Annotated in this window: 13 protein-coding genes; 3 read left to right on the top strand and 10 right to left on the bottom strand. The window is 28.9% G+C overall.

Annotated features, from left to right (window positions below; translation table 11 throughout):
- Positions 1 to 52 precede the first annotated feature (52 nt).
- From ACFOWD_RS03710 to trxA, 10 genes are all read right to left on the bottom strand, one after another.
- Entirely contained in the window at positions 53 to 457 is a 405-nt protein-coding gene (locus ACFOWD_RS03710; RefSeq protein WP_377408221.1) for a DUF6168 family protein, read from the bottom strand.
- Entirely contained in the window at positions 450 to 704 is a 255-nt protein-coding gene (locus tag ACFOWD_RS03705; protein WP_377408220.1) for an AtpZ/AtpI family protein, read from the bottom strand. The genes ACFOWD_RS03710 and ACFOWD_RS03705 overlap by 8 nt, the downstream gene beginning before the upstream one ends.
- Entirely contained in the window at positions 631 to 1,041 is a 411-nt protein-coding gene (locus ACFOWD_RS03700; protein ID WP_377408218.1) for a bactofilin family protein, read from the bottom strand. Before ACFOWD_RS03700 ends, ACFOWD_RS03705 begins: the two co-directional genes overlap by 74 nt.
- An 8-nt stretch (positions 1,042 to 1,049) precedes the next feature.
- Complete coding sequence (gene porW, locus ACFOWD_RS03695; RefSeq protein WP_377408216.1) at positions 1,050 to 3,269, bottom strand: type IX secretion system periplasmic lipoprotein PorW/SprE; 2,220 nt, start codon at positions 3,267 to 3,269, stop codon at positions 1,050 to 1,052.
- A 120-nt stretch (positions 3,270 to 3,389) separates the two neighbouring features.
- A complete protein-coding gene (locus tag ACFOWD_RS03690; RefSeq protein ID WP_377408214.1) occupies positions 3,390 to 4,085 on the bottom strand; it encodes an ABC transporter ATP-binding protein in 696 nt (231 codons plus the stop codon).
- A gap of 21 nt (positions 4,086 to 4,106) precedes the next feature.
- On the bottom strand, positions 4,107 to 5,573 hold the full coding sequence (locus tag ACFOWD_RS03685) for a DUF5687 family protein (RefSeq protein WP_377408213.1): 1,467 nt from the start codon (positions 5,571 to 5,573) through the stop codon (positions 4,107 to 4,109).
- 48 nt (positions 5,574 to 5,621) lie between these two features.
- The gene (locus tag ACFOWD_RS03680; protein ID WP_377408211.1) at positions 5,622 to 6,329 is read right to left on the bottom strand and encodes a hypothetical protein; all 708 of its coding nucleotides are present in this window, start codon (positions 6,327 to 6,329) and stop codon (positions 5,622 to 5,624) included.
- A complete protein-coding gene (locus ACFOWD_RS03675; RefSeq protein WP_377408209.1) occupies positions 6,326 to 6,982 on the bottom strand; it encodes a hypothetical protein in 657 nt (218 codons plus the stop codon). The genes ACFOWD_RS03680 and ACFOWD_RS03675 overlap by 4 nt, the downstream gene beginning before the upstream one ends.
- Before the next feature lie 10 nt (positions 6,983 to 6,992).
- Positions 6,993 to 7,331, bottom strand: coding sequence for a PadR family transcriptional regulator (locus ACFOWD_RS03670; protein WP_298990728.1), 339 nt, complete (start codon positions 7,329 to 7,331; stop codon positions 6,993 to 6,995).
- 113 nt (positions 7,332 to 7,444) lie between these two features.
- Positions 7,445 to 7,804: a thioredoxin gene (trxA, locus tag ACFOWD_RS03665; protein ID WP_298990726.1), complete on the bottom strand. Its 360-nt coding sequence runs from the start codon at positions 7,802 to 7,804 to the stop codon at positions 7,445 to 7,447.
- 222 nt (positions 7,805 to 8,026) lie between these two features.
- Here trxA and ACFOWD_RS03660 point away from each other — a divergent pair, with 222 nt between their 5' ends.
- From ACFOWD_RS03660 to ACFOWD_RS03650, 3 genes are all read left to right on the top strand, one after another.
- On the top strand, positions 8,027 to 11,764 hold the full coding sequence (locus ACFOWD_RS03660) for an Ig-like domain-containing protein (protein ID WP_377408207.1): 3,738 nt from the start codon (positions 8,027 to 8,029) through the stop codon (positions 11,762 to 11,764).
- A complete protein-coding gene (locus ACFOWD_RS03655) occupies positions 11,765 to 13,276 on the top strand; it encodes a PorP/SprF family type IX secretion system membrane protein (RefSeq protein WP_377408205.1) in 1,512 nt (503 codons plus the stop codon). It begins immediately after the preceding gene.
- Between the two features lie 77 nt (positions 13,277 to 13,353).
- Positions 13,354 to 24,399, top strand: coding sequence for a T9SS type B sorting domain-containing protein (locus ACFOWD_RS03650; RefSeq protein ID WP_377408204.1), 11,046 nt, complete (start codon positions 13,354 to 13,356; stop codon positions 24,397 to 24,399).
- Positions 24,400 to 24,411 lie beyond the last annotated feature (12 nt).

The following is a 24,411-nucleotide window of genomic DNA, read 5'->3' as shown; positions in this document are numbered from 1 at the left end:
TTTCTAAATTCGGCGCAAAGGTACGTAATAATTCAAAACTACAAACCCTTTTTTAAGGTATTTTTGATATATCTCTTTTATTCAAAATTTTAGCCACAAAAATAGCCTCTGTTAATAAAAAAATTAAGGCAGGAATTAACAGGGAAATTCTAGAGATTTTACTTAGCTCTTCTTCTGTAAATATTGATTGATAAAAGATTATGCTAAACAAAACTATTTTTAATAATAAAGTTCCTAAATATATAAATCCTAATTGATCTGCAATTTTATTAACAGAAGAAAGTAGTTTAAAATTTATGCAAATAAGCATAGAAAAACCTAAATGAAATAAATACACTTTTTTAAGAGAAAAGGGTAACAAAACTTGGTTTTCTTCTAGAAAGTAATTGTGTAAAGAAAAAGAAATGTAAAAGAGTGTGAAGAAAATAAAACTGTATAAAAAAATAGTTTTAATCATTAATTCTATTCGCTTGTTTTATTAATGAATACATAGCTAAAAAGATAGAAAGTAAAGTTATGGTTTCTGTTAAGAAATTTTTTTCAATGACTTTATCTAACCACTCACCTAACAAAAAACCTAAATAAATGGTTAGCCCCATTTGTAAACCAGCACCAGATAATTGTAATGCTTTATTTAAAGGTTTTTTTTGCTTTAGCTTGTTGCTTTTTGTTTTGTTGTTTTTCTCCCTTTTTATTGGTTTCATTTTGTTTTTTATCTTCTTCTGGTACAACTCTCATGACACAAGTTGCGTTAAAAGCAGCTCCTGGCTCAATTGAAAGCTTACCAACTATAACTTCTCCTGATATATCTGCAGCAGCTTTTACTGTTAGTGTTTTTTTTACTTCTAACTTTCCAGAAATTTTACCTTCTATATCTGCATTTAAAGCATCTACTTTGCCATTTACAAAACCACCAGAGCCAATAATAACTCTTCCATTAGTTTTTAAAGTACCTTCTAAGATACCATCTATTCTAAAATCTCCTTCAGAAGAAATATCTCCAGTAATTGTTGTTTTTTTAGCAATTACATTTCTTTCCATTTTGCTAATTATTTACTTGTCAATTTATCTAAAATAGCCTTTGCTCTTTTACCTTGTTCTGTATTACCATAGCTAACAGAAACAAACTCAAGAGATTTTTTATAGGCTTCTTTATCTTTATATTTACCTATAGCTAACGCTTTTAACAACTCGAATTTTGGTAATAATTCTGATTGTTGAATTGATGGGAGATATTCATTAATTTTAGTTACAGCTTCTTCAAATTTATCATCTTTATATAAATAGTAGTAATCTTTATAAGTACTTTCTACTTCACTAACTTCAATTTCTTCTTTTAAATCAGCATTTGGATTGTTTATAATTTGAGCAAATTTAGTTTCTGCATAATCTTCTAAAATTACTTTTTTATGAATTGCTGCTTTATCTTTATTACCAGTATTATTATAAATTTGATATAAATGCCAATTAATAGGTAAAATTAATTCTTTAGCTGGATTTAATTTATTGACTCTTTCTAATCTTTTAATAGCAAGGTCGTTATTTTTAAATTGCTCTTTATAAATTAATCCTAACTCATACAAAGCCTGATTTCTATCTAACTTTAATGTATCTATAGTTGATGTTCTTGAGGGTATACTTTTTAAATAGGTGTTTACATCATACCTAGCATTAACTAGATTTTCATTTTCAACATTTTCTTTTACACCACCAATTGTTGCTTTATCTGACCACCTCCAATTATCTTCTAACTTTCTAACTCCCCAGTTTTTTATAAATTCTGTTTTACCAAAATTTAAAGATTGACTATTATAAAAGTACCAACTTCCTTTTTTAGAAGAACCTAAACTGTTACCACTATTTCCAAAAGCCAATTGATTTAAACGAAGTTGAGCTGCATCTTCATCTGCTTTTTTAATTTTTGCAACATACCCTTCAAAAAACTGTTTTTGTTCTTCTTGGGTCATTGATGCAATTCTAATAATGCTATCGTTTTTATCTACTATATTTTCAAAATTAATTAAAGATGCTAAGTTTTTATGTTTTCTTTTAATACGTCTAATTCTTAAATCTAAACTGTCTGTAGAAATCTGTAAGATACTATCATAATAAGCACTTGCTAATTGGTATTTTGCATCTTTAAAATTTAAATTCCCTAATTTTTCGAAAGTAAATGTCTTTTGTTTATCACTACCATCTTTAGCTCTTAAAGACTTTTTGTAATTTGATAACGCTAAACCAATACTATCATTTCTCTCATGTAGTAGAGCTTTTTGATAATATAATTCATCTAAATAAGGCCTATTATCTCTGTCTTTAATAAGTTTATCTAACGTTTTTAAAACTATTGCAGAAGTAGAATCATTTGATGTATTTCTAGCCAATTCTATATTTGCATGTATTCTATATTTATAAGGTGCTTTTTTAAAATTGACCAACCTTTTAAATACTTGACTTGCTGAATCTTTTTTATTCTCATCAGCATACATTTGACCCAGTATAAATAAGTTTCTAGCAGCTTGAGTAGTATTGTCTAATGTTCTTGTAGCTAATTTAAGACTCTCTTTAGCTTTCTGTAAACTATCGCTTTTAACATAAGCCATAGCCATTGCTGTATAGCCTTTCTCTTTAATTTCATTAGACCAATCTGCTTCTAAAGTATCTTTAATTATTAGCAATAATTTCATGCTTTCTATAGCAGTATCTTCAAAATCATTTCTAATGTTTGCTTTGGCTCTCCAAATTTTTGTTTCAGCAATTAAATTTGCATTTGGATAATTTGCAATTACATAATTAAAAGCCTCTATAGCTGGTATAAATCTTTGTTGATAATAGCGAGCTTTACCTAGTAATAAATAAGCATCATCTATTTGTCTATTTCTTTCTATACCATTAATATTCATGCCATGTTTCTGTATGGCTTTTACAGCTTTTTCTTCTGCCTTCTCAAATGGAGTACTTGGTTTTTTATCTGAATTATTCGTATTGTTAAATCCTGTTCCTGGACCATTGCTAAACGTAGGAGCTATAATTTTATCTTCTTCAAAGGCTATTGGTTCTATAGGTAATCTCTCAAACCAATCGTCTTTATAGTTTTCATTAAGTTCTTCTATGCCTTGATTTAAAGCTTCTTTACCATTAAATAAAACGTTGTATTTAGTAACTAAAGCTTGATAGTTTCTTCGAATAATAGTGTCTTTTTTTGGCCCACATGCAAAGACGACCAAAACAAGTAATAAAAAGAAAAATATTTTTGAGGTGTTTTTCACACTGATAAATCTAAATTAAAATTTGGTATCACAAAACAAAAACTCTTATTTACAACTAAAATCTATTGAAATTAGTATAAATAAGAGTGTAAAAATAGTGATTATAAAAGAATAGTCTAATTAAACAGCAAAATAGCTCTCTAATTCTTTTAAAGTAGCTTCAGATGTTTCAATGTCTTTGACAACTTGTCCTTTATCTAAGACTACAATTCTTTCACAAACTTCTGTAACGTGAGTTAAATCGTGACTAGAAATTAAAACAGTAATCTCTCTATTTTCTGTTAATGTTTTAATGATCTTTTTTAATCTAATTTGTGTAGTTGGGTCTAAATTAGCAAAAGGCTCATCTAAAATAACTACTTGAGGATTACCCATCATAGAAGCTACTATACCTGCTTTCTTTTGGTTTCCTTTACTTAAATCTCTTAAATACTTTTTCTTTCCAAGAATTTCCCCATTAAAAAACTCATCAAATTGTGCTAAAAATGTATTGATATCTGCTTTGTTCATACCTCTTAACTCACCTATAAAATCGAAATATTCTTCTGGAGTTAAATAGCCAATTAAAAAAGATTCATCTATAAATGAGCCTGTAAAGTTTTTCCAAGCTTCGCTTGTATTTACCTGAATATCGTTATTTATAATTGCACCTGTTGTAGGTCTAATTAAATCTAATAATATATTAAACAAAGTGGTTTTTCCTGCACCATTATTACCTACCAAACCAAAACTTTGTCCTGTTGGTATTTCTAAAGAAGCTACATTTAGCACTTCTGCTTTTCCGTATTTTTTTGAAACTGAATCTATTGTTATCATCTTATTTTGTTTAGTTGATTATTAAGCTTCTTTACCAAAAGCATTTATCATTACATATTTATCTTTTATATATTTTTTTTCTATAAAGTTCATGGCATAGTTTTTTAACAATAAGCATAAAACACCAATTGCTGCAACAGCAATATAACCTGAATTACCACCTACAAATTTATTGAGTAACCAAAACACTAACATCGGAAACAACATTAAAGGAATAATGACAATAAATTGTGTAGCACTAGTACCTTGTGTATTACCAAAACCACTTCTATTTAAATCGATTCTTTTTCTATTAAAAGAACCTGCAAACAATAAGAACAATGAATTAAAGCCAATGTTAAAAATGGCACCACAAGTAATCATTAAAAAAATATCTAATCCAAAATATAAATAAGGTATGCTTAAGAAGTATAGAATTGACGTCATAACAACCATTAAGATCCATTTTGATTCTAAAAATTTACGATATCTAAATCCTTGACTCATTAACATTTTGTAATGTGCACTATCCCAAGCAGGAATAAATTGACCATAATTAAACGTAAAACCTCCAGTAACAAAAAGTGATGCAAACATTAACATTGCTGGCATTTTTTGATAGGTTTCTTGTGTAAAAAAGATTAAACCATAAAAAAGAAAAAGAAAAGACATTAAAAATACTGTTTTTGTTCTTTTGTTTCTCCAGATTAAACGCATATCGTTTTTTATAAATGGAGCTACATCACCCAATCTATTCGCAAAAGATAAATCTGCTGATTTTGCTTCTACTACTTTTTGTGAAACTGCTTCATCTAAATATACTTGATTTCTTAGTTGTTTATAATTTAAATTATATAAAATCACAACTAATAAAACACCTAATAGCGCGTAAATAGGTGATGCATAAATGGCATCAAAAAGCTGACCTCCATAAACAGTTATATCAAAAACATCAAATTTTTGTAAACCAATACAAAGAGCTAAAAGAAAGGCTATAATTACAAATGCTTTGTTGTTTTTATTAATTAAAAAGTTTAAGAAATTGTTAGCTTGAGTTAGTAAAATAATAAAAAACAACCATCCTAAAACACCAGAAGTAGTATAGCCTTCATTTATTAATACTATTGAAAAAGGAACATAAAAAAACAGCCCAAAAATATTAAATGCAGAAAAAGACGATTTACCTAAAACATAATGAACCAATTTGCTTTTTTTAATGGGTAAAATTAAAAAAGGCTTAATATTCATTACAGGTAACTTTTGCATTAAATACCTTACTACCAAATCACCTAAAAAAGCATATAATAAATAGGCATTTACCATTTGTAAAGGATCTTGATCTGGAAATTCTTTTTTAAGAAGATAATAACCTCCAACTCCAACAGCTAAGAAAGATACTATAAAGTATAAAGCAAAAAACACCATAATTACTTTTATGGCTATCCCTTTTTGCCAATGAGCAGATCTAAAATACTGTTTCCACTCTAGCTTTAAAAAATGTGAAATCATAAAATACTTGGTTTAGTTAGTGTATAAGTAGTTGAAAATAAGAATATGTTACAAGTTTTTTACTAATTTATATTCTGGATAAGTTTCTTGCAATAATTCTTCTGCTTTTTCAGGCAATACATAATTAGAAACGTAAAAAATAATTATTAATAACGTTGTAATTAAGGCAATTAAAATTAACCAGTGAATAGCATATGATGAAAAATCTAGCCTTGTTAAATTTACAAAATTGAAAAGATTTATAAACAAAAAACCTGTGTATCCGTTTTTTGTTGTGCCTATCATAGCTTCTAGCAGAAATATTTTTTCATTTTTTTCTTCTCTCTTCTTTTGTTTTTTTCGGTTTAAATAAATTGCAAACATTTCAAAATAGACAGCAACAGCTAAGAAAGTAAGTATAAAATACTCTGAGTTTTTAATCTGAATTAATAATAAAATACCAAGAAATAGAGATATTGTAATAATGATTTTTGGTATACTAAACCATTCTTTTGTAAATCTCCAAATCAGTTTCCAGTAGCGTTTATTCATTTGTTTTTCTTTGGCTTCAATAACATCCATAAAACCAAATATGCCAAACTTTTTAAACGATTTATCTCTTGCTTCTTCAAAAGAAAACCTTGGGTTTTCTTCCCATATTTGCTCTATATCATTGGCTAAATGATCTACCAATTCTGTTTGCACATCATAATGATACACATAATGTTGACGCGTAAATTTGTATAAAGCTTCTATTTGATTTTCTGTAAGTTTCATAGATTTAGTTCTTTTCTAATTCTTTCTACTTTTTGAATTGATTCATTAAAAAGTTGATACCCAGAAATTGAAGCCAATATAAAAATAGGTAACAATAGTATTAAAAATATTTTTTGATAAATAGCTTCAAAATATCCAGCAAACTGAATGGGTAAGTTTATCATTATTAAAGCAAATCCGAAGTAAAAAATACCATAATCTAAGTGTACAGATTTACCATATTTCTTTAACCAAAGTTTTGTGGTTAAAACAAAAAAAGGAATAGAAAAAATAATATAAAGAGAAAAGTTAAGTAGCTTAAAAGTTTTTAATGGTAAATATTCAAATAGAAAATAATTTGTAATTATACTTAAAACTACTAAGAGTAAAATCAATGGTTTTTTTAAATACGTTTTAATATTATCTAAATATCTCTTTCTATAAAATTTATTTACATTTTGCCAACCTTTTGTATTTACTGCTGATAAATTATTTAGGTAACCAATTCGTTTTAAAGAATTGTTTAGTTCTTTATTAAAGTCATTACTTTCAGAGTTTTGCTCTAAATCTGTTGCAATATGGTCTATAATTTCAAGGCGTAAATCCCAATATTTAATTCCACCAGATTTTAAACGAAGTTCTATTTGCTGTATTTGGCTTTTAGTTAATTCCATAATTAAAAAATTATTCTACACTAAATTTTGGGTTTACTAAATGCTGCATGGTTTTTAAAAACTCTTGCATTTCTTGTAATTTATTGGCAGTTTCTTTTGTACCTCTTTCTGTTAACTTATAATATTTTCGTAATCTGTTACCCACTTTAGCAACCTCTACATCTAGCAAACCATCTGCTTCTAATTTGTGTAAAGCAGGATACAAAGCACCTTCTGTAATATTAAGCTCTCCTTTAGTTAATTCTTTTACTTTCTGAGTAATTTCATAACCATACATTTTAGAATGGCTAGCTAATAATTTTAAAATAATGGTTTGTAAAGAACCTTTATATAATTTTTGATTTCCCATAAAACAAATATACATAATTTTTTTATGCATAAAATTCTTATGTATTAAATTTTAACAAAAATAAAACTCGAACATCATGATGCCCGAGTTTCTAACTTTTAAAAAATTTAAGCTTATTTTTCTACTTTTAAAACATCTGCAATTACTCTTTCTAATTCAGCTTTTGGTAAAGCTCCATTTGCCATCTGTGGTTCTGCATCCATAGGACAAAACAGCATAGAAGGAATACTTCTAATACCAAATGCTGCAGCTAATTCTTGCTCTGCTTCAGTATCAATTTTGTAAATATTGATTTTGTCTCCATATTCTTCAGATAATTCTTCTAAAATAGGAGCCAACATTTTACAAGGACCACACCAATCTGCATAAAAATCAATTAATGCTGGTTTATCACCTTCAAACTTCCAATCTTTATTTTCTGTATAATTAAAAACCTTTTCTAAAAAAGTTTCTCTAGTTAAATTTTCTGTCATTCTTTTAATTTATTGTGTACAAAACTAGTCGTAATTTTATCAATAACATTACAGTTTTTAAATAATTACTAAAATTGAGACACTTAAAATTAAGAATTTTATAAATAAGGAAAAAATGACTAAAAATTTAATCTAAATTTTCAATTATAATCAATAAAATTGTACATTAGTCAATTCAAACCCCCATAACTATTGTAAATAGTTATTGAATATTATTAAAAAGTGATTAGAAAAGGTGCCCCCATAATACTCCTTTTATTACTCGCATCTCAAGTTCTTGAATCACAAGAACTTTTAAAGCCTGTTTTAAAATTTACGAATGCTTGTGCAAGCAATTCCTTTAACATGTATGATGTTGAGGTGACTTACATAGCTGCTACCTTTAATTCAGATAACACTTTTACTTTAGAACTATCAGACGCTTCTGGTGATTTTTCTTCGCCAACTGCTATAAAAACAATATCAAACCAAAACAATACTTTTAGATTTACTACAACTTTTAGCATACCTCAAAATACTGCAGGTAGTGATTATAAAATTCGAGTAAAATCATCCTCTCCAGAAAAAATTAGCCCAGAATCTGATGCATTTGAAGCTTATTTTATGTCATTAGAAAACTTAGTGCTAAATAATTTTGAAAACGTAACACTTTGCGAAGGTGAGTCTAAAGAAATAAGTGTAGCTACTTCTACTACAAACAATCTACAATGGTACAAAAATGGACAAAAATTTACATTAGGAGGCTCTTCAATAACTGTTGATGAGCCAGGATTATATTATTGTGAAATATATTATGGTGCTTGTAATTCGCCTGCAACATCTAATATTGTAGAGGTAAATATAGGTGATGCTGTTGAAGCTAAAATTATTGGTGACTCTAATGTTTACTTATGTGAAAATGAATCTTACACACTTGAAGCCTCTGTAAGTAATAATTTATACACTTATAGTTGGTTTAAAGATGGGGTAAAAATCGATAACTTACCTGCATACTCTCCATCAATAAATATTTCAAATGCAGCAGATTTTGGCACTTATTCTTTAGAAATTACCAATGAATTTGGTTGTAGTTACACATCTAATGAAGTTTCAATTAACAACGTTAACACCAATTTTTCAGTAAATATAAATACAGCTACTCCAATAAATATTTTATCAGGAGAAACTAAAGTGCTTGCTATTACTCATGATGCACAAAATGCTGAAATTATTTGGTATAAGAATAACATTGAAATACCAAATTCTAACTCAGTTAATTTAAATATTAACGAGCCTGGAACTTATTTTGCTACTGTTAAAAGTACAGTAAATAATTGCTCAGAAACTAAAACTTCTGATAGTATTATTGTTAATAATTTTAAAAGCTTTGAATTAAATATTGGTACAACATCAAATTATACAGCATGTGTTTCTACTTCAGCACGATTACAATTAGAATTAGTAAAAGCGATAGATGTAAATGATGTTTCTCATGGCTTAACTAATAGCCAAATAGCTTTATTAAATTTTAAATGGTTTAAAAATAATCTTTTATTAAATGGTGCTACTAATCAGCAAATTAACGTTAATGGTTATGAAAATAATGGTGATTACTTTCTTGAAGTTTCTAATGGCGCAGTTGCTTCTAATTCAAATCATTTAGACGTTAATTTAAAATTGCCTGAAGTTGAAATTACTAGTAATGATTCAACATATACTTACTGTGACAATAAACAAATTACACTTACAGCTGATGTGATAAATGGTTTAAATTACCAATGGTATTTAAATAACACAGCTATATCTAGTGCAACAAACAATACTTTACAAATTACACAAGCAGGAGTGTATTATGTAGAGTTATCTAACACAAAAGGATGTATTAGTAATTCTAATGAAATTAGTATAACCAATGTAAATAGTGATTTTTCAATTAACATTAACTCCAGTCCAGCATTTATTCTATCAGGAGAGACTAAGGTCTTAGAAATTACACATAATGCTCAAAATGCTGAAATCAATTGGTTTAAAAATAGTGTTCAAATACCTAATGCTAATACTACTAGTTTAACAATTACTGAACCTGGTATTTATTATGCAACAGTAAAAAATACTGTAAATGGCTGTTCAGAAACTAAAACTTCTGAAAGTATGATTGTTAGTGCTGTTGAAGGGTTTAATGTAAATATTAAAAAATTACCTGATTATTCAGAATGTACCTCTACAATTACTCAATTATTATTAGAAAGTGTAAAAGCTAGAGGTGTAAATCAAAACATTTATGACTTAACTAATGATCAAATTAGTTTGTTAAATTTTAATTGGTACAAAAACAATAATTCTTTAAATGGTTTTTCTTCTAAACAAATTACAATTAATTCTCATGTAGAAAATGGTAATTATTCTCTTGAAATTTCTAATGGTACTGTAAAATCTCAGTCAAATACTGTAGCAGTAAAATTAGGAGTTCTTGAGCCAGTTATTACTTCTAATGATCATACAAACACGTATTGTGACTCTAAGCAAATAAGGTTGAGTTCAACTCAACAAAATGGTGTTTCCTATCAATGGTTTTTAAATGGCTCTGCTATTGCAAATGCAACAGGAACTAATATAGAAATCACTACTGGAGGATTGTATCAAATTGAAGTTACCAACCAAGATGGATGTTCTAAAAAATCTAGCGAATTTACTATTGAAAATTTTGATAGTGATTTCGCTATTTCTACAACTACAACTTCATCTACATTTATATTAGCAGGAGAAACAAAGGTTCTTAATGTTTCTCATAATGCACAAAATGCAGAAATAACATGGTTTAAAGACAATGTAGAAATACCTAATTCAAATACAAATAATTTAAACGTAACAGAAGCAGGAGTTTATTATGCTCAAGTCGAAAAAAGCTTAAATGGATGCTCTGAAACCAAAACTATAAACGCTATTACAGTTAGTGCTATTGATAGTTTTACAACAATAATTAAAACTTTACCTAGCTATTCTGAATGTTCTTCTTTACAAACAAATCTTTTTTTAGATAATATTCAGGCTAAAGACACTAATGGTACAACACATGAGTTATCTACAGCACAAATTGCGCTTTTAGAATTTAAATGGTATAAAGACAATAATTTGCTTAACGGATTTACCAATAGCGAAATTACTATCAATAATTATGAAGAAAATGGCAGCTATTTTCTTGAAATTATAAATGGTTCTGTAACATCAACATCAAATACTTTAGACGTAAAGCTTGGACTACCAGAAATTAATGTTACTTCAATTGATAATACTTTTTCACTTTGTAGTAACAAAGAAATTACGCTTTCAACTGCACAAATTAATGGATTAAGTTATCAGTGGTTTTTTAATGATTTAGCAATTACAGGAGCAACAAACCCAACTCTTAAAGTTTCTGAAGTTGGTAATTATAGAATAGAAGCTACAGGATTCTCTTGTAATAAAACTTCACAAGAAATTATTATTAAGTCTTTTGACGGAAATTCTATTGAATTTAATTTCGATGATGAAATAACAATTCAAGAAGGAGAATCTATAGTGATCTCTGCAAGTGGTGCAGATACTTACGAGTGGTTTGATGAAAATGATAATATTATAGAAACTTCATCTAGTATAGAGATTAATAAGGCAGGAAACTATAGAGTGATCGCTTATTTAAATGGATGTTCTGTAGAAAAATTATTTACAGTAATTGTAATCTCTGGTAATATATATGTACCAAATATTTTAACTCCAAATGGAGATGGAGTAAATGATTCTTGGAAAATACCACCTGAATTTGCTTTTAAAAATAATATTGAAGTAGAGATTATTTCGATTGGAGGTAGAACTGTTCTTAAACAAAAAAATTACCAAAATAATTGGCCAGAAAATAATGTAAAAACAGCTAGTCTGTATTTCTATATAATAAGAGATGATAAAAGTATTATTAAAAAAGGTACAATAAACATCATAAAATAAATGATTAAAAAACAACGACATATCATTATTTTATTATGTACAGTAACCTCACTGTATTCGCAAGATTCTGTAGAAAAAATATTTAATCGTTTTTCTTCTCAAAGTTTTGTAAAACAGAATACCTATTTGTTAAACCCAACTTTTACAGTTGTAAATGAAACAGGTAAATCAATAGCCCTGTTAAGTAGAAATAGTTTTATAGGTTTCGAAGATTCACCTGTTGTTAATATTCTTGGTTTTTCTGGAAAAATTAGTGAAAATATTGGTGCAGGTGTTGGAGTTTACAGACAAACAATTGGAGTTTTTACAAACTTTGGTGCTATTGCTAACTATGCTTACAGAATAAAACTAAGTACTAAAAGTAGTCTTTCTCTTGGCTTTAATTTTATGTTTAGTCATATAGATATTGATAGAACAAGAATTTTAGACCCAACTTCAGATCCAGTAATTTTTAACTTTCAAGAAAAAACAAATATTATATTACAAACTGCTTTAAGCTATAACTATGGTAAATTTAATATAGGTATTCATTTAAGAGATGTTGTAGATTATAATATTAAAGAAGGTGAATTTATTACCCCTTTATCAGAAAAAGCTTATTCTGTTCATGCCCAATATTCAGAGCCTTTAAATAGTAATATTAAATTATTAGAAGATGGGGTATTACGATTTTTTTATAGTGCTAACCATAACACCAATAGTAATTTTACAGGAAATATTCTGTTAGATCTACCAAAATTGGGTTGGTTACAAGGTGGTTATGATGGCTTTTTTGGTTCTTCTGCAGGAGTTGGAATTAGATTATCGCAAAAAGTGGCCATTTCTTATGTTTATGAAACTGGTAAAAATGATTTAGGCCCAACTAGTGAAATTGGAATTATTTATTCTTTCTCAAAAAAACCAAAAAACCCAATAAATTATAGTTTTACACTAAAAACCGATACTAATTCAAAGTCTATTATAAAAGAAGATGACAAAAAAATTATTGTAAAAGACACATTAAAAACAAGTAAAACTCAAATAGAAGCTAAAGAAAATAAATCTTTAAAACAAAAAGATAGTTTAGCCAATAAGCTCAACAATGATAATAATGTAAATGATACTCTTACAAAAGAAGATGTAAAAAAAATTATTGCAAAAGACTCTTTAAATAAAAGCAATACAAGATCAATTCTTAAAAATAAAGCAGGCTTAGAAATAAAAGATAGTTTAAAAGTAGAAAATAAAAAACCTTATGAGCCAAAAACAGAAGTAATAAAAAATAGTAAAGAATTAGAAGAAGGTTTTTACCTAATTGTAAATGTTTTTGCTAGGAAAAGATATGCAGAATCATTTATAAAAGAATTAGAAAAAAATAATTTAACGCCTAATTACTTTATTCATCCCATAAAAAAATATAGATACGTTTATATATCGTATTCAAAAGACAAAAAAGAAATATTAAAATTAATCTATAATAATGTGAATGGTAAATACATTCACGAAAAATGGATTTTACAAGTTGAAAATTAACATTCATAAACCCCCCAAATATGAATACTTTCTCAAAATTAAAGACTCTATTGCTTTCGTGTATTGCAATAGTTTGCATGGCAAATTTCACATATTCACAAACGTTTGTTCCTTTTAAACAAAGGCTACAAAATGGTGGAGTAAATTTAAAAGGAGACATTACATTTATTGCTAACAGTATTGTTAGTAAAAGTCAAGATGGCACAGTACCTAATGACAATTATAATGGTAGTGAAAGTAATAATCGATTAAACTTAGATTATATAGATGTAGATAACGATCCTACAACTTTCTCATCAAGTAAAGCTCAGCTAAACTTACCTGGTTGTTCTAAAGTTGTATTTGCAGGTTTGTATTGGTCTGCTGTATATCCAAGAAAATTATGGAATGATGTAAATAGTACTAGAGACCCAGATGTAAATACCATTAAGTTTAAACTACCAAACGATTCTTATCAAGATGTAACAGGTGAGGTTATTTTTGATGGGTTAACATTACCAAGTGACAATGAGAAAGTTGTTTATACATGCTTTAAAGATGTAACAGGTATAGTTGGTGCACAAGACTCACCTAATGGAGATTATTTTGCAGCAAACATAAAAGCAACAGTTAGAGGTAGTAGTAATACTGGTTCTTCTGCAGGTTGGATATTAGTAGTTATCTATGAAAACGAACTTGAGCCAACTAGAAGAGTTTCTATTTTTGATGGTTTTACAGCAGTTAAAGGAGGATCTAACTCTGTAAATGCAGAAGTAAACTATTCTGGATTTAAAACCATACCAACTGGTCCTGTTAGAGCAAAAATGCTAGTAGCAGCTTTAGAAGGTGATAAGTCAATTAGAGGAGATCGTTTTACTTTTCAAGATGTAAATGGTACCTATCAATCTTTATCAACCCCAAACACAAACCCTGTAAGAAACTTTTTTAATGGCTCTATTACAATTAACGATCAGTATTTAGCTAATAGAAATCCTAGCAGCCAAAATACTTTAGGTTTTGATGCAGATTTATTTGATTTAAACAATATTAACAATCAACTAATTGCAAACAACCAAACAGATGCAAATATAAGATTAACCACAAGTGGGGATGGTTATTGGGTGTTTTTAAATGCTATGAGTGTCGAAATTATTGAACCAGATATAGAACTTATAAAAACCATAGAAGATGTAAATGGTAATGATATTGCTGGTGGAGATGTTACTTTAGGTAATGAAATTTGGTATAATATTGCTTTTAGAAATAAAGGAAATGATGATGCTACTTTAACGCAAATCGTAGACAGACTTCCTAAAAATGTAGATCTTTTTGAAAGTGAAGTTGTTGTTCCTACAGGTGTTACTTATACCTATCAAGCACCAACAATAGCAAATCAATTTAGAGGGGAATTAATATTTACTATTCCTGACAATTTAGTAGAAAAAGGAGATCCAACATATAATATTAGACTTAAAGTAAAAGTAGTAGAATCTTGTAATGAGTTAAGAGATGTTTGTTCTAACATTATTCAAAATCAAGCTTTTGTAGATTATACTGGTAAAATAAACGGAGTTACCACAAACAATACTCCTAGTTATTTTGGTGTAGATAATTGTAATAGGGGTTTTGAGGGGCCATCAAACTTTTTAGTAGATGTAGATCAGTGTACTTATGAAAGAGAAGAAGTACTTTGTACAGACAAAGTAGAACTTACTGCTGGTTCTGGCTTTTTATCTTATACTTGGAAAGATAGTGCAGGTAATATTATTGGAACTACACAATCTATTTTTGTATCTCAAACAGGTAGATATACTGTAGATAAAGTTGCTCCTGTTGGTTGTATTAGTAGCCAAGAAATTATAAATGTTGTTTCTTTTATAAATCAACCTAATCCAATTATAAATTTTGCAGATGAAATTAAAACCTGTGTAGATGATGGATCTACATTATCAGAAATTTATTTATGTGGTTCAGAAAGCACTAAACTTATACAGACTAATATTTTTAATTCAAATACACTTATTTGGCAAAAATTAGACGAAAATTCTTGTACAGATAATGATGATGAAAGTTGTCCTAACACAAATAATTCTTGCACATGGAACACCATAAAAACAGGCAATGATTATGTAGCAAACGAACCTGGAAGATTTAGATTAGAAATTAGAGCTCAAGGTGGTTGTTTTAAACGTTATTATTTTGATGTTTTTCAAGCATCAATTAACCCTCTAGTAGATAAAACAGATATTATTTGTGGCACTCCAGGAAACATTACAATCAATAACATTTCAGACGATTACCAATTTAGTTTAACTAATGATATAAACACTTTTCAAGATGATAATTCTTTTACAATTACCTCTGCAGGTAGTTACACTGTTTACATTAGAAAAAAAGGCGGTATTGCAACATCTTGTGTTTATGAATTACCTGTAATTGACGTTTTCGAAAAAAATATTGAAGTTGATTTAATTGTAGAACCCATACAATGTGCAGAAGATGATGGCACTATTAGAGTACAAGTAAATAAAGTTGATGGGGAATACATTTATCAACTTTTAAAAGATGGAAATTTATTGGTAGAAACTGCTCCAAAAGCAGATAATGATCATACTTTTCAGGTATCTGATGAAGGTAATTATACTGTAAAAGTTTCAGCACCTAATAATTGTACTTTCGAAGGTACAGTAGATATAATAAAGCCAGATCCAATTACTTTTTCTGCAGTTGCAACTAAAGATATAAGCTGTACTAATGGTATGATTGAATTTAATACATCAGGAGGAACTCCTTTGTATAATTATGCTATTTGGTCTTATAATGGTGTGCAAAAATATGCGAATGTTAATACCATTCCTATTATTGAGTTTTTTACGAATTCTTTCTTAGAAATTACTCCTGGTAATGAAGGCACTTATGAATTTGTAATGGTAGACAACAACAATTGTTTTGTGTTTTCTAACCCAGTAACAATAGCACTAGAACCTCCTTTTACATTTTCTGAAACTATACAAAATGTTAGTTGTAATGGAGATAGTAATGGTAGTGTTTCAATAACACCAAACGAACCCTTAAACAATTATGACTTTAGTTATAGTATAGATAATGGTGCTACTTATCAAACAGAAAATCTGTTTTCTAATTTAAGTGCAGGGAATTATAAAATTTTAATTAATGCTATTAAAAGTATAGACACTTGTGCCTATGAAAAAACAATTACCATTTCTGAACCCACTGTGATTTCTGGAAACGCAACATTAAGTCAAGATTATACATGTGATGCTGATGGAGTTATTTCTTTTGATTCAGTTACTGGAGGCACAGCACCTTATACCTATAGTATAGATGGTGTTAATTATTTTACTTCTTTTAGTTTTAATAATATTCAAGAAGGTACTTATACTCCTTTTATAAAAGATGCTAATGATTGTTTGTTACAATTACCAAATATTGTTGTTAATCCTTTACCAATTACTCCAAGTTTTACAAGTTCTATAAATTACAATTGTGATGGTTTAGGTAGTGTAGAAATTCTTCCTGCAAACGCAACATTTACATATAGATTAAATGGAGGTGCGTTTACAAGTTCTAATACGTTTGCAAATTTACCTGAAGGAAATCATGTTGTAAAAATCAATATTGGTCAAAACTGTTTAGAAACCATAGATTTTAATGTACTTCCTAATAAAGCATTTAATGGATTTATAAGTAATACTACAAATGCAACTTGTTTTGGCGATGCAAATGGCAGTATAACTATAGATGTAGAAAATTTTGGTGCAGATTATACTTATGCCATAAATAATGGTAATTGGGTAACAGCTAGTACATCACAACTTGTACTTAATAATCTTAGTCAGGGTACTTATAATATTAAGATTCAATCTGATAGTTGTATCATTGATTTAGGAGATGCTATAATTTCTGAACCAGATGAAATTAATGTAACAGCAACTATTGCTACTGAAATTTCTTGTTCAAATATAGGTGCAACAATTACAGCTTCTGCTTCAGGAGGTACTGCTCCCTATCTATTTTCAATTGATAATGGTGTTACTTGGGTAAATAATTTAACTAATATTTTAGCTGGTAATTATACAGTAATAGCTAAAGACGCTAATGATTGTATCTCAACTATAAATGCAAATGTTGTTGTTGATAGTCCAAAAGATATATTATTTAATACTACAGTTACCAATTGTTTTAATGGCAACAATGGAGCCATAAATATTACAGTTACAGATGGTAATGGAGGCTATGTTTTTAGTGTAAATGATGGTCCTTGGCAATCTCCAAACAGTGCAACTCCAAATCAATTTACATTTAACAATCTTCAACCAAATACATATAAAGTAAGTGTTAAAGACGCTTACTCTTGTGATGTTGCAGAAGAAAATTTAATCATTAATCCGCAATTAAATGCTGCTGTTTTAGCTACTGATATTAGCTGTAATGATGGTTCAATTACTGTAAACGCAACTGGTGGAGATTCTAATTATGTGTATGCAATAGTAACATCAGGAAGTACAATTTCTGCTGCTAACTTTTCATCAACCAATACAGCTACTGTAAACACAGCTGGTAATTATGATGTTTATGTGAGAGATAAAAATGGAACAGCAAATTATTGTGAATTCTCTGAAACAGTAACCATTACTAAAACACCAGATTTAGATGTTACTGCAAATGTAACTCAACCTAAATGTTTTAATGAAACAGGTAATTTAGACTTAACTTTTTCTGGAGGCAAATTACCTTATACTGTTGCTGTAACAAATACTTTAGGGTTTTCAGATACTAATTCTTCAATTTTTTCAAGTACAAAAGAGTACTTTAATTTAGTTGCAGACACTTATACTATTACTGTTACAGATGCTAATAATTGTACGAAACAAATTACTGCAGTAATAGAAAATCCAAAAGAGTTAGAAGCAACTATTAGCCCAATATTACCAACTTGTGGTGTAACAGATATCAATCAATATGGAATTGATTTTGTAGTTACAGAAAATTACGCTCCTTACACTATACAGTTTTCTATAGATAATGGAACTTCTTGGTCTACCAATACCAATTATATGGGCATTGCATCTGGCACTATTTTAAAACCAATGTTACGTCTTTTAGAAACTGATGGTGTAACAGTTAGGTGTATAAAACCTTTAGACGATTTTAGAATGCCTTTTGAAGTATCTAACTTAATTGTTAGTGCAAATGCAAGTGGTAATTGTGCAGATGGTTTTCAAGCAATTGTACAAGCTCAAGATGGAGTTGCACCTTACGAATTTTCGATTAATTCTACAAGTAACTGGGTTACTTCAGGATCTGATTCATATACCTTTACCAACTTAATTCCAGGATTATCTTATCTATTTTACGTAAGAGATGCTAGTGGTTGTATTAAAGAAAATAGTATAGATGTATATGATAATTTTACTCCTGATGTAAATATTACTAGTACAGTTACTAAAGAAGCTTGTGCTACTTCAGATACAGGAGAAATTACTTTTAGCATAGACAATTCTAATAATATTTTAAGCGGAACAATTAATTGGCAATTGTTTGATGCAAATACAAACACAGCAATTAGAAATGGCTCTCAAAACAATACCAATGATATTGTTGTTTCTAATTTACCTGCAGGTGATTTTTATTTAGTGATAACTAACAATTTATGTTCTTGGGGAAGCAGAACTGAAACTATAAACAGAGGTTTAGAAATCAATGGGAATGCAATTGTTACTAGAGATATTACTTGTAATCAACCAGGAATTATAACAATAAATTCACTTTCTGGTGGATTTGGCAACTACCAATTTACGCTTACAAGTTCTAACTTTGTGAATCCAATAACAACACAAAATACTGCTATAGAAGTTGATATTAATAACTTAGTAGATAATACTATTTCATCAACAATAAATGTAACAGTAACAGATGGTTCAGATTGTGCTAAAGATCTTGGAAATGTAATTTTAAATGTTAGTGAAAAACCAGAAATACAAACCATTACAACTGATGTTTGCGATATTAATAAAAGCATCACTATTTCAGCAACAAATGGTTTAGCTCCTTATTTTTATTCTATTGATAATGGAGTAACCTATCAATCTAGTGCTACTTTTAATAATGTTGCAGAAGGTAATTACACAGTTAAAGTTATAGATAGCAATGGTTGTATTAGCTTATCTGAAGCTGTTATAGTGCATCCAAGTTTAAATTTTGAAGCAGCTATAACAAAAAATTTAGATTGTTCTTTAACTGCAGACGCTACTATTGAAATTAATCTTTTAGATAGCTCTAGTGATGTTGATATTGAAGTTAAAAATGCTGTAAATACAAATATAATTTCTAGAAGAACATTTACAAATCCAACTGAAACAATTCAGTTATCTAATTCTGGCATTTATACTATTACACTTTTTGATAATATTACAAATTGTTCAAAATCTATAGATGTCGAAATTCTTGAAAAAGAAGAACCCACATTTACTTATGAAGTTGAAAATAGTACTTGTTTTGGAAGTAATGAAGGAGTAATAAAATTAACCAACACAAATTCAGCTATAAATTACAGCTATTCAATTTTACCAAATGTAGGTAGTTTTGATGCAGCCTCAAATAGTTTTACAAATTTAACTCCAGGTTCTTATCAAGTAACAGCAACAGCAGATAATGCTTGTACATCAACCTCTATAAATATTGTTATAGATGAGTTGGCCTTAATTAATGTAGCTACTCCAGTTGTTTCACAATTTTCTTGTTCAACAGGAAATATAAGTAACACAGCTAGTATAACTGTTGATACTGCATCAATTACTGGCGGAAGTGGAAATTATACATTATTTGAATTTATAAATAATCAAGGAACTGCAGATGCTTCAGATGATGTTGTAGTACAATTTAATAATAATCCAATTTTTACATCAAATGATAAAAACGGAGGTAATTATACTATAAACGTTTATGATGATAAAGGATGTCTTGGATCTACAAGCGCGATCATAAATCCATTTAATCCTTTAACAGATATTTCTATAGTTACAGACAAATTAGCTGACTGTAACACAGGAGCATCAATAACTGTAAATACAAATGCAGAGGTAAATTCAGCAAACAAATCTTATTTAATAACAAATACAAGTGGATTTTCTGATACAAATACTACTGGTGTATTTACTAATTTAATTGCTGGTATTTATACAATAAGAGTAACTAATTTAGATACGAATTGTTTCTTAGAAACCATCTACGAAGTTGATGAGCCAAATGAATTTGAATTAGTAGTTACTAAAGAAAAAGATAACACATGTTTTAATGATGACTCAGGTAGTATTTCTTTTGATTTTGCTACTACTACTCTTTATTCAGACAATTATAATTACGTATTAATTGATAACAACACTAATATAGCAACCACAATAAGTGGAACAAATAGTGGAAAAACAACAATAACCTCAATACCTGAAGGAGAATTTTTTGTTAGAGTAACACAATTAGATTTCCCTTTCTGTGTGGTAGATTCAAGTCCTTTTTCTATTGAATCTCCTGCAAGTGCTTTAGATTTTACTTATACAACTACTCCAATAAATTGTGATACTACAAATAGCGGATCAATTTTGGTAAATGCTTTTGGTGGTTGGCTAGAGTACCAATATAAATTAGCGACATCAACAGGTACTATTATTCAAGACTTTTCAAACACAAATTCGTTTACGAATTTAGTGGCTGATAGTTATATAATTTCTGTTAGAGATCAATTAGGTTGTGTTGTAGATAAGTCTGTTGTTTTTACAAACCCTACAGAAATTACAGCGACCTTAGATGCAACTCCTTTAGTTTGTTTTGATGATGATAATGCATCAATTACAGTAAATACTGTAACAGGTGGTCAAGGAAATCCTGTGACTTACTATTATCAATTGCAAAAAGAAAATGGAGTAATCTCTGCAAAACAAACTAACAATACTTTTAACAATTTAGCAGCAGGAAACTACACTGTAACTATTTCTGATGAATACTCATGTAGTAAATCATATCCTATAACTATAGATAACCCTACAACTGTAATAGCGTCTGCATCTATTACAACAACCATTTCATGTTCTGTAAATACTGCTAGTGTTACAGTGTCTGCAACTGGTGGTTCTGGAGGTTACACCTATAGTAAAGATGGAGTCAATTTTAGCACTGCAAATACCTTTGATGTTGCTGTTGGTTTACATCAGTTTTATGCTAAAGACAGTAATGGTTGTATTTCTGATGCTTCTGCAATTGTAGAAATAGAAGACGTTGTTCCATTAACAGCAACATTAGACACTTCTGCTTCTCAAATAACTTGTTTTGGTGAAAGTAATGCTGTGTTAAAAGCAAATGCTTCTGGTGGTTTTGGAAACTATACGTATCAATTATTAGATGAAAATGATGCAATTATAAGACCTCAACAAAGTGTTGATACTTTTGCTGATTTATCAGCAGGAATTTATAAAATAAAAGTATTGAGTAAAGATTGTGTTTTTGTAACTAATAATTATGAAATTGTTGAGCCAAATGTTATCGCAATTACAACTCCTGTTCAGGTAAACAACATCTCTTGTTTTGGTAGTGAAGATGGTAGTATAATTGTAAATGCTTCTGGTGGTACTGGTAAATTATTATATAGTATAGACCAAGTTAAATACCAAGAAAGTAATGTATTCTTAAACCTTTCTGCAGGTGTTTATGATGTTGTTGTGCAAGATGAAAGGGGTTGTTTTAAAACAGAATCTGTAACAATTACAGAACCAAATGAATTAACTGCACAAGCAATTAATATTCAACAAGAGTTATGTTCTGGTGATAAAAATGGTGCGTTTACATTAGATATTACAGGAGGTACTGCTCCTTTTAAAACAAGTTTAAATGGTGGTGCATACATAGAAAATCAACTTACTTTTACTGGATTAGAAGGTGGTAAAACTTACGTAGTTTTCATAGAAGATGCAAAAGGATGTGAGACGTTTATAGCTGTACCTTTAGAAAATGCTGTAACTGTAAATTTATCTACTACAACTGCATTAAGTTGTGTAAATTATTTATCTACAATAGAAGCTAATATTAATGATGATGTAAAAAACGATGTGTTATTTAGTATAAATAATGGCACTCCACAAGCATCAAATATTTTTGAAAACTTAGCAAGTGGAACATATACAATAACTGCAACTCACACTAATGGTTGCTCAGTTTCTGAACAAGTAATTATAAATAACCCTACTCCTCTTACAATTGATACTGTTACTCCAACAGACATTCTTTGTTTTGGTGAAAATTCAGGGTCTATTACTGTAAATGCTTTTGGTGGTCAAGGAACAATTCTTTATAGTATAGATGGTGCTAACTTTCAAACTGATGCTACTTTTAGTAACCTTGCTAAAGGCACTTATCAAATTACTGTTAAAGACGAATTAGATTGTACTCGTGTTTCTACTGATGTAATTATTAATGAACCTGCTGCTGTTAACGTAACTGCATCTATTACAAAACAAGAATCTTGTGTTAATCAAAAAGATGGGGCTTTCGAATTAACTATTTCTGGTGGTAATGCTCCTTATAAAACAAGTTTAGATGGCGCTGCTTTTGTAAATAATCAACTAACTTTCTCTAATTTAGAAGGTGGTAAAACCTACAAAGTTGATGTTGAAGATAACAATGGTTGTACTTCTTCTATTGAAGTTACTCTAGAAAACGCTATAGATCTTCAAGCTACAGCTACATCAACACTTAACTGTATCAATTATCTTTCTACAATAGAAGTTAATGTTGATGCTGCTTTAAAAGATGATGTTGTGTATAGCTTAAACAATGGAGCTACTCAAACTTCAAATATTTTTGATAACTTAGCAAGTGGAACATATACTGTTTTAACCACACATAAAAACGGTTGCTCTGTTTCTGAGCAAGTAATTATAAATAACCCTACTCCTCTTACAATTGACACTGTTACTCCAACAGACATTCTTTGTTTTGGTGAAAATTCAGGGTCTGTTACTGTAAATGCTTCTGGTGGTCAAGGAACAATTCTTTATAGTATAGATGGTGCTAACTTTCAAACTGATGCTACTTTTAATAACCTTGCTAAAGGCACCTATCAAATTACTATTAAAGACGAATTAGATTGTACTCGTGTTTCTACTGATGTAATTATTAATGAAACTGAAGAAATAAAAGTTTCTTTAAAAACAATTCAACAAGTAGGTTGTGCTACAACCGAAAAAGGTAGTTTTGAAATTGATGTTCAAGGAGGTAATGCTCCTTATTTCGTTAAGTTAGATAATGGTAATTATGTTCAAAATCAATTTTCTTTTTCTGATTTAGAAGGCGGAAATACCTATACTGTTTTTGTAAAAGACAGCAATGACTGTGAAACTTCTTTTAGTGTAGATATAGAAAAAGGTGTTGATTTAGATTTAGTACTTCAACCAGAATATAACTGTACAAAAGATGCTAATGTCTTTGCTTTAGTAGATGATCTTTATGAAGGTGATGTTACCTACACCATTAATGGTGCTAACCCACAAACAGATGGTATTTTTACAAACTTACCAAAAGGAGAATATCTTATTAAAGCGACTCATAAAAACGGTTGTTCTGTTACTAAGACTATTATAATAGAAGATAAACCAGAGTTAAAGTTAGATATCGATACTTCTAAAGAAAACACTTTAATTGCAAATGCTTCTGGTGGTGTACCACCCTATACTTACAGCATAGATAATGGTGATTTTACTTCAAATAATGAGTTTGTAATTAGCGAGACTCGTTTTTATACAATTGCTGTAAAAGATAGTAGAGGATGTTTAGTAAGCCTAGTTATAGAAGGCATTTTTATAGATATAGATATCCCTAATTTCTTTACCCCAAATGGAAATGGTAAACATGATTATTGGTATCCTAAAAAGGTAAAAGACTATCATAATATAGAGGTTAAAATATATGATAGATACAGCAGACTTTTAAAAACTTATACAGGAATTGTAGAAGGTTGGGATGGCTTATACAACAATAGACCTCTACCATCAGGTGATTATTGGTATGTAATTTATTACAACCAAACCCCTCAAAAAAGAAGAAGATTAATGGGCAATTTTACACTATACAGATAATTGATTAATGAA

The sequence above is a fragment of the Polaribacter marinivivus genome (assembly GCF_042651285.1).
Taxonomy (GTDB): domain Bacteria; phylum Bacteroidota; class Bacteroidia; order Flavobacteriales; family Flavobacteriaceae; genus Polaribacter; species Polaribacter marinivivus.
The sequence above is the reverse complement of the archived record's forward strand: the minus strand, read 5'-3'. Positions and strand labels throughout refer to the sequence as shown.